Here is a 6,912-nt window from a genome sequence, read left to right on the forward strand (position 1 = left end):
AATTCTTAATTTTTCCGCATCGTTATTCCATCTTAAAAATTTGAATTATTTTTGCATAGCCAAAAAATTCACGTTTTGAATTCTACAGACGAACTTATCTTTAATCCTGCCGATATTGCCGAAACTCTCAGCGAACTCCCTGCTGATGAGAGACTATTGGCGTTTCTAAAGGTTCCGAAGGAATACAAAGCGGAAGTTTTCTCGCATCTAGACCCTGATTTCCAGGAAGAAACTATCAGAAGCATCGGAAGTGATGAAGTTTCAGAAATTTTGAATGCGATGACTCCGGATGACAGGACGGCCTTATTCGAGGATTTCCCGGACGAGCTGATCAAATATTCTATTAATCATCTTAATCCACAGGAAAGAAGGATCGCCCTGAAACTGCTAGGCTATGACTCCGATTCTATTGCCCGTCTGATGACTCCTTATTATATCCAGATCCGTAAGGAATGGACGGTAAAAAGGTGTCTGCAACAGATTAAAAAGGTAGGCAAAAGAGTGGAAACCATGAACCATTTATATGTGGTGGATGAAAGAAACCGGCTGATTGATGACATCGCATTGGGAAGTCTGTTATTGGCTGAAGAAGACACATTAATCTCTGAAATTACAGACAATCATTTTGTGGCTATTACCACTACTACTTCCAAAGAAGATGCGGTTACCTATTTTGAAAAATACGACAGGGCTGCACTTCCCATCATTACCGAAGCCGGTGTTTTGGTAGGCATAGTAACTATTGATGACATTCTCGACCAAATTGAGCAACAGAATACTGAAGATATCCAGAAGTTCGGAGGTCTTGAAGCTTTGGATGTACCTTATACACAAACTTCTCTCATCGAAATGGTAAAAAAGAGAGGAATGTGGCTTATTATTTTATTTTTCTCTGAAATGCTTACGGCTTCCGCCATGGGCTATTTTGAAGATGAGATTCAGAAAGCGGTAGTTTTGGCTTTATTTGTACCCCTTATCATTTCCAGTGGCGGGAACTCAGGTTCACAGGCAGCAACCCTGATCATCAGGGCAATGGCACTACAGGAGATCGGTTTGAAAGACTGGTGGTATGTGATGAGAAAGGAGATCTTTACAGGATTGTTTCTTGGCGGGATTCTCGGAATCATCGGATTTTTAAGAATTATGATCTGGCATAAGGCGGGGCTTTTCGATTATGGAATGTACTGGCCATTCGTTGGGTTGAGTGTAGGAGTCTCTTTGGTGATGATCGTACTTTGGGGAACACTTTCAGGTTCCATGGTTCCTTTCATTCTTAAAAAACTAAATCTTGACCCGGCTACTTCTTCTGCCCCATTTGTAGCTACTTTAGTTGATGTTACAGGATTAATTATCTATTTTTCCGTTGCCGGACTTTTCCTTACGGGTAAACTTTTGTAATTTTAGGCAAAGTCTAATTGAATGAAAGTTATTTCTCTGGTTCCTTCCATTACGGAAGCATTATTTGATTTAGGTTTAACGGAACATGAAGTTATAGGAAGGACAAAATTCTGTATTCATCCTCACGATAAAATTAGAAATGTAGAAATCATCGGCGGAACAAAAAATATTAATATTGAAAAGATCAAGAGCTTACAACCAGATCTGATTCTGGCCAACAAAGAAGAAAACGTCAAAGAGCAGGTGGAGGCTTTGATGGAGGATTTCAGAGTGATTGTGACACACGTGGAAACGGTTGAAGATAATTATTATCTGGTTAAAAGCTTAGGGCAGGTTTTTCATCAAGAGGAAAAGGCCAAAGCCTATAATCTGAAGATCTACGAAGTTCTTAATCAGGCCAAAATCAATTCCAATATTAAGGTGGCGTACCTGATCTGGAAAAATCCTTACATGACTATTGGCTCAGATACTTTCATTCATCATATTTTAACGGAAATAGGCTTTGAAAACAGTTTTAAAAACCAGACCAGATATCCGGAAATCACGGTGGAAGATTTGTCTGAAACAGATATTATCATGCTTTCTTCCGAACCGTTCCCATTCAAAGAGAAGCATATTGAGGAACTAAACGTATTTTATCCTGATAAAAAGATCATGATCGTGGACGGAGAAGCATTTTCCTGGTATGGAACGCATATTGCGAAATGTGAAAGCTACTTTAAGGAGTTGTTAGCCGAAATAGCTTCGTTCAAATAAAAAAGCGAGCTAAAGCCCGCTCTCTATTTTATAAAATTTTGGAAACTTCATGGCAAAGCCATTCCAGCATTTCCAAATCTTCTTTTGTAAAAGGATTCAGGGTATGAGAATCTATATCGATCTGGCCGATATTCACTCCGTTTTTAAAGATCGGAACTACAATTTCCGCTTTGGTGTCTATGGAACAGCTTAAATAATTATCTTGTAACTTCACATCCGGAACGATGAAAGTTTCATTAGAAACGGCAACCTGACCACAAATTCCTTTTCCGTAAGGAATAATGGTGTGATCTGTAGGTGCACCCACGTATGGCCCTAAAATCAATTCATCTTTATCTCCATTCTTAAAATAGAAACCGGTCCAATTGAAATAAGGAATCTCCTGATCCAGCAGATGGCAAACTTTCTGAAGCTTTTCTTCAGTATGATGTTTCGGACTTTCAAGGATAGAAGAAAGCCTCTTCTTTAGTTCTAGCATTATATTTTGTTTTTAGGAGAATTGTTTTAGGGAAAGTTCTTCTTTGTAACCGAACATTCCACGTTCTTTGATCATTTCTGCAACACCTTCAGGCAATTGGTTTTCCCACCCTTTGATCCCGCAGGCAATTTTTCTCAATATCTCTCTTGAGTAAATTTCCAGGAATTCCGGGTTATAGTTTTTGATATCTACAATACGGTTGTTCAGCTTGAAATATTTATAAAGTTCTTTCAGATTCTCTTCCACCTTAAGGTTGGACGCATCTAAAAGCACATGGGTTTCCGGATCTTTGTAAGGATAAAGGTATACTCTCATTCCGTTACGGAAAAATTTACCAAAGGCTTCAAGGATTCCGCCTGACAAGTTTTTGTAATATTTTTCATCAAATACCATCAAAAGGTTATTCACTCCCATTGCCACACCGATATCTCCACCTGTATAGGAAGCAAAATAATCGATCAAACGGTAATATTCGGAGAAGTTGGAAACAATTACGGTATAGCCTAATTTCCCCAGAATGTCTACCCGGTCAAGGAAATCCCTTTCATCGATATCCCCGTCTGCCCTCAGATTGGAAATGGTAATTTCAATCAGGATCTCCGTTTCTTCCTGGGTACAGGTAGCATCCTTTAAAAACATATCAATCCCGTTTTGAAGCATATCTATGTTGACTTTGGTTACCGGCCTGAAACTTCCTCTTACCGCAAAAATGTTCTTCTTATATAAAATGTCTGCGGGAAGCATATTGCTTCCTTCCGAATTGAAGATCACTGCATCGGTCATTCCGTTTTTTACGAGCTGCAATGACATCAATCTGTTGTCTACATACGCAAAAGCCGGTCCGCTGAAGTCGATCATATCAATTTCAAGATTATCTTTTGCTACATCATCATATAATGATTCTATCAGTCTTCTTGGATTGTCATAATAAGTAAATGCCCCGAAAATAAGGTTCACTCCTAAATTCCCCAATGTTTCCTGCTGTAACGTAGCATCGTTCTCTTTAAACTTAACGTGAATGACAATTTCATTATAATCTTCATTCTCTGCTACCTGGAAACGGATTCCTACCCAACCGTGCCCTTTCTGGGTCTTATCGAAATTAATGGTAGTGACCGTATTGGCATAGGAAAAAAACTTTCTGTTGGGATTATTTTCTCTGGAAATTCTTTCTTCGATTAAGGCTACTTCATAGCGTAGCATTTTGCGAAGTCTGTTTTGGGTAACGTATCTGTTTTTTACTTCTTTTCCGTAGATAGCATCACTAAAATCTTTGTCGTAAGCAGACATTGCCTTAGCAATTGTACCAGAAGCTCCTCCTGCTCTGAAAAAATGTCGAACAGTCTCCTGCCCTGCTCCAATTTCCGCGAAAGTACCATAAATAGTAGGATCTAGATTAATTGTTAATGCTTTTTGTTTAGGAGTTAGTTTCTGATACATTAGGACATTAAATTTTTTGTAAATTTACCAAAATTAAACCAACCTCAAAATAAAATGAAGTTGAAATTTTTAGGTACCGGAACTTCTCAGGGCGTGCCCGTGATTGGTTGCACATGCGAGGTATGTACTTCCGGTAATCCCAAAGATACCCGTTTTCGGTCTTCTGTAATGATTACCACAGAAGAAAATAAAAAAATACTTATTGACTGCGGCCCGGATTTCAGACAACAGATGTTGCTGAATCATGAGCATCATATAGATATTACACTACTTACCCATGAGCATAATGACCATGTGATTGGTCTTGATGATATGCGTCCGCTTATTTTTAAAAGCGGAAAAGATATGCCTGTCTATTGCTATCATCGGGTGGGGCATGAAATCAAGAGCCGTTTTCCATATGCATTTACAGACGTAAGATATCCCGGAGCTCCAGCTTTCGAATTGCATGAAATTGAAAACCGGCCTTTCACCGTTTTGGATACTGAAATCACTCCGATTGAAGTGATTCATTATAAAATTACTGTATTTGGGTATAAGTTTAAAAACCTGGCCTATATTACGGATGCCAATTTTATTTCTGAAACTGAAAAGGAAAAATTAAGAAATCTGGATGTTTTGATTTTGAACTGCATCCGTAAGTTTGATCCGCACCCTGCGCATTTTGTCCTTCCAGATGTCATCCGGCTTTATGAGGAGCTGAAACCTAAACAATTATTTTTAACGCACATCAGTCATCATCTGGGACTGCATGATATTGAAGATAAAGAACTTCCGGCCGGAATGCACCTCGCCTACGATGGACTGGAAATAGAATTTTAAAGAAATCTTCACAAAAACTTGTTATATAGCAAAAAAAGTTTCTATATTTGCACACCAATTTAAAGCAGCCCAGGTGGCGGAATTGGTAGACGCGCTGGTCTCAAACACCAGTTCTTAGGAGTACCGGTTCGATCCCGGTCCTGGGTACAAAAGCCTTGTTAATCAATTGATTTTCAAGGCTTTTCTGTTTTTTGCTCGACTTTATTTCCGACTTGAATTATTTAATCATTTTAATACCGATCGCTCTCAAAACAATATATATTAAACTTCTTGCCCATAATTTCTATAAGGGAAATATTAGTCTAAAGCACCTGCACAGATGTTTTTTTACATATCCATAACGAACAAAGTATACCCTGAGCTTAAACTTCCAAATTCTCAGAACTATTTTCCCTGTTGGTCTGCTTTTTTCAATTCCTCTTCGAATTCGATGGTAGCTTTTGTCAAACCGGACTTGGTGCTTCCGTTTTGCTCACCTTTATCCCATATTTGAAAGGCTTCCTTTCTCATGCCCAATGTATAGTAATAAGACCCGAGTACTGTATATCCTTCCGGCTCACCAAGGCTTACAATTTTCTTAGAAAGTGCGATTAATTCCGGGTGAGGCTTTATTTTCTTAGAAGCAATCTTGTCCGGATCACTAAGAAGTCCGGGGGTATATTCAAGCATCTTTATCCCGAAAAGATTCAGGCAGGCTTTAGCAAGCCCTTTGTTGCATAATTCCTCATTAATCCGTGGGAATTCTTCAGAAAATAAGGCATCCAGATCATTGGTATTTTTGGTCTTGTCATAATATTCTGCCAATAATTCTGCTTTACCTTTTGATTTTGGAGAGATTTCTCTTTTATCAATTTGCGTGCTGTCTTTATTGATTATCCAGGTACCTTTTTTCACCCATTCGGAAGCGCCAGTCAGCTTGTCTTTTTTTATTTTAAAGATGAAAATACTCTTATCAGGATAGACGATAAGACTGTCGTTTCTCGTAAAATAGTCCCCGTAATCCATATCAGCGATAAGCACCTTCCCATTTCCGTCAAAGCTAAAGGATTTATAAAAGGTGTTATCTCCTTTTTCTTCAAAATAACCATAAAATGAATTATCTGCCTCTTGCGACATCACAAGTTTTACCGATAAAAAAAAGAATAGGAAAAGAATTTTTTTCATGAATTTCAACGGCTTGTTTCCTGAATACATTGTAAAAGATTTTATTTGTGAATATTTAGTGTGAGTTGCTTTTTTCCTCAATAAACTTAGGAATTAAGCCCCGCAAAAATATAAAAAATAATTTTTAGTTACCTGTATATCCACATCAGAACCGGTTTTTCAGAGCTCCGAATCATCGGATCTACTTCACGCATTGCGTTATTAGAAATGGTAGGACATCCCCATCCCTCCGGAGAGCCTTTTGGAAAAACCTCATCATCGCTCATCATATCCCATGAATGAAAAACAATAAATCTTTTAAGGGCGTTGCTATTGGTTTCTTCTAGCCCATACATCAGGTATTTTATATGGATTCCCCAATCACTGGGACCTCTATCCTGCAATTTATACTTTCCTAATGAAGAAAGGTGACTTCCATCCTCATTACTAAATTGAGGATCATCTTTGGAATCATCTCCGCTCCAGGGGCTTGTCCCACAGCCATGACCTACCAGATATTTTTTGGAAACAGCATTCTTTTTAAAATCCCAGACCACCAATCTTTTAACACCTGAATGCAGGCTCATATCAATTAAAATACAGAAATCAGTATTAAAATCTTTGGATGTACAAAATTTCAATGCTTCTTCTGCTTTTATTTTTGTTTTGGATATATCTATTTCCGGCCTATTTTCGGAAATGCGGTTGGCTATGATAGTACCAACTTTATTTTTTGCCTCGCCATTGCAGGACAATAAGAAAAGTAAAACAAAAATTACAATACAAATTCTCACCCCTATCTATTTATAGTGTTGAAATATCCCAAAATCTGAAGGTGTCCAGAAAGCGGCTTTTTGCCCGGCCGCCTTTAATGC

Annotated in this window: 7 protein-coding genes, 1 tRNA gene and 1 pseudogene; 4 read left to right on the forward strand and 5 right to left on the reverse strand. The window is 38.2% G+C overall.

Annotated elements, in window-relative coordinates; genetic code table 11:
* Window positions 1–51 precede the first annotated feature (51 nt).
* Window positions 52–1,398, forward strand: coding sequence for a magnesium transporter (gene mgtE, locus ACGHIN_RS12040; RefSeq protein ID WP_390453793.1), 1,347 nt, complete (start codon window positions 52–54; stop codon window positions 1,396–1,398).
* 21 nt (window positions 1,399–1,419) lie between these two features.
* Window positions 1,420–2,154 carry an ABC transporter substrate-binding protein gene (locus ACGHIN_RS12045; protein ID WP_390453795.1) on the forward strand — a complete coding sequence of 245 codons (735 nt, stop codon included), beginning with the start codon at window positions 1,420–1,422 and terminating at the stop codon, window positions 2,152–2,154.
* Between the two features lie 28 nt (window positions 2,155–2,182).
* Here ACGHIN_RS12045 and ACGHIN_RS12050 read toward each other — a convergent pair whose 3' ends face one another.
* Window positions 2,183–2,632, reverse strand: a complete 450-nt coding sequence (locus ACGHIN_RS12050) for a GAF domain-containing protein (protein ID WP_390453797.1) — start codon at window positions 2,630–2,632, stop codon at window positions 2,183–2,185.
* 12 nt (window positions 2,633–2,644) lie between these two features.
* Window positions 2,645–4,072 (reverse strand): TonB-dependent receptor, encoded by a 1,428-nt coding sequence (locus ACGHIN_RS12055; RefSeq protein ID WP_390453799.1) that lies wholly within the window; start codon window positions 4,070–4,072, stop codon window positions 2,645–2,647.
* 54 nt (window positions 4,073–4,126) lie between these two features.
* Here ACGHIN_RS12055 and ACGHIN_RS12060 point away from each other — a divergent pair, with 54 nt between their 5' ends.
* Together ACGHIN_RS12060 and ACGHIN_RS12065 are read left to right on the forward strand one after the other, a co-directional pair.
* The gene (locus tag ACGHIN_RS12060) at window positions 4,127–4,894 is read left to right on the forward strand and encodes an MBL fold metallo-hydrolase (protein ID WP_390453801.1); all 768 of its coding nucleotides are present in this window, start codon (window positions 4,127–4,129) and stop codon (window positions 4,892–4,894) included.
* 67 nt (window positions 4,895–4,961) lie between these two features.
* A tRNA-Leu gene (locus tag ACGHIN_RS12065) sits at window positions 4,962–5,041 on the forward strand.
* Between the two features lie 237 nt (window positions 5,042–5,278).
* On the opposite strand, the gene ACGHIN_RS12070 is transcribed toward ACGHIN_RS12065, so the two are convergent.
* From ACGHIN_RS12070 to ACGHIN_RS12080, 3 genes and pseudogenes are all read right to left on the reverse strand, one after another.
* Window positions 5,279–6,088, reverse strand: a complete 810-nt coding sequence (locus ACGHIN_RS12070; protein WP_390453803.1) for a hypothetical protein — start codon at window positions 6,086–6,088, stop codon at window positions 5,279–5,281.
* Between the two features lie 98 nt (window positions 6,089–6,186).
* The gene (locus ACGHIN_RS12075; protein ID WP_390453805.1) at window positions 6,187–6,831 is read right to left on the reverse strand and encodes a murein L,D-transpeptidase catalytic domain-containing protein; all 645 of its coding nucleotides are present in this window, start codon (window positions 6,829–6,831) and stop codon (window positions 6,187–6,189) included.
* 6 nt (window positions 6,832–6,837) lie between these two features.
* Window positions 6,838–6,912, reverse strand: a pseudogene (locus tag ACGHIN_RS12080) (TIGR02117 family protein); the annotation flags it as partial.

The organism is Chryseobacterium barbadense (assembly GCF_042849955.1).
Lineage (GTDB): Bacteria > Bacteroidota > Bacteroidia > Flavobacteriales > Weeksellaceae > Chryseobacterium.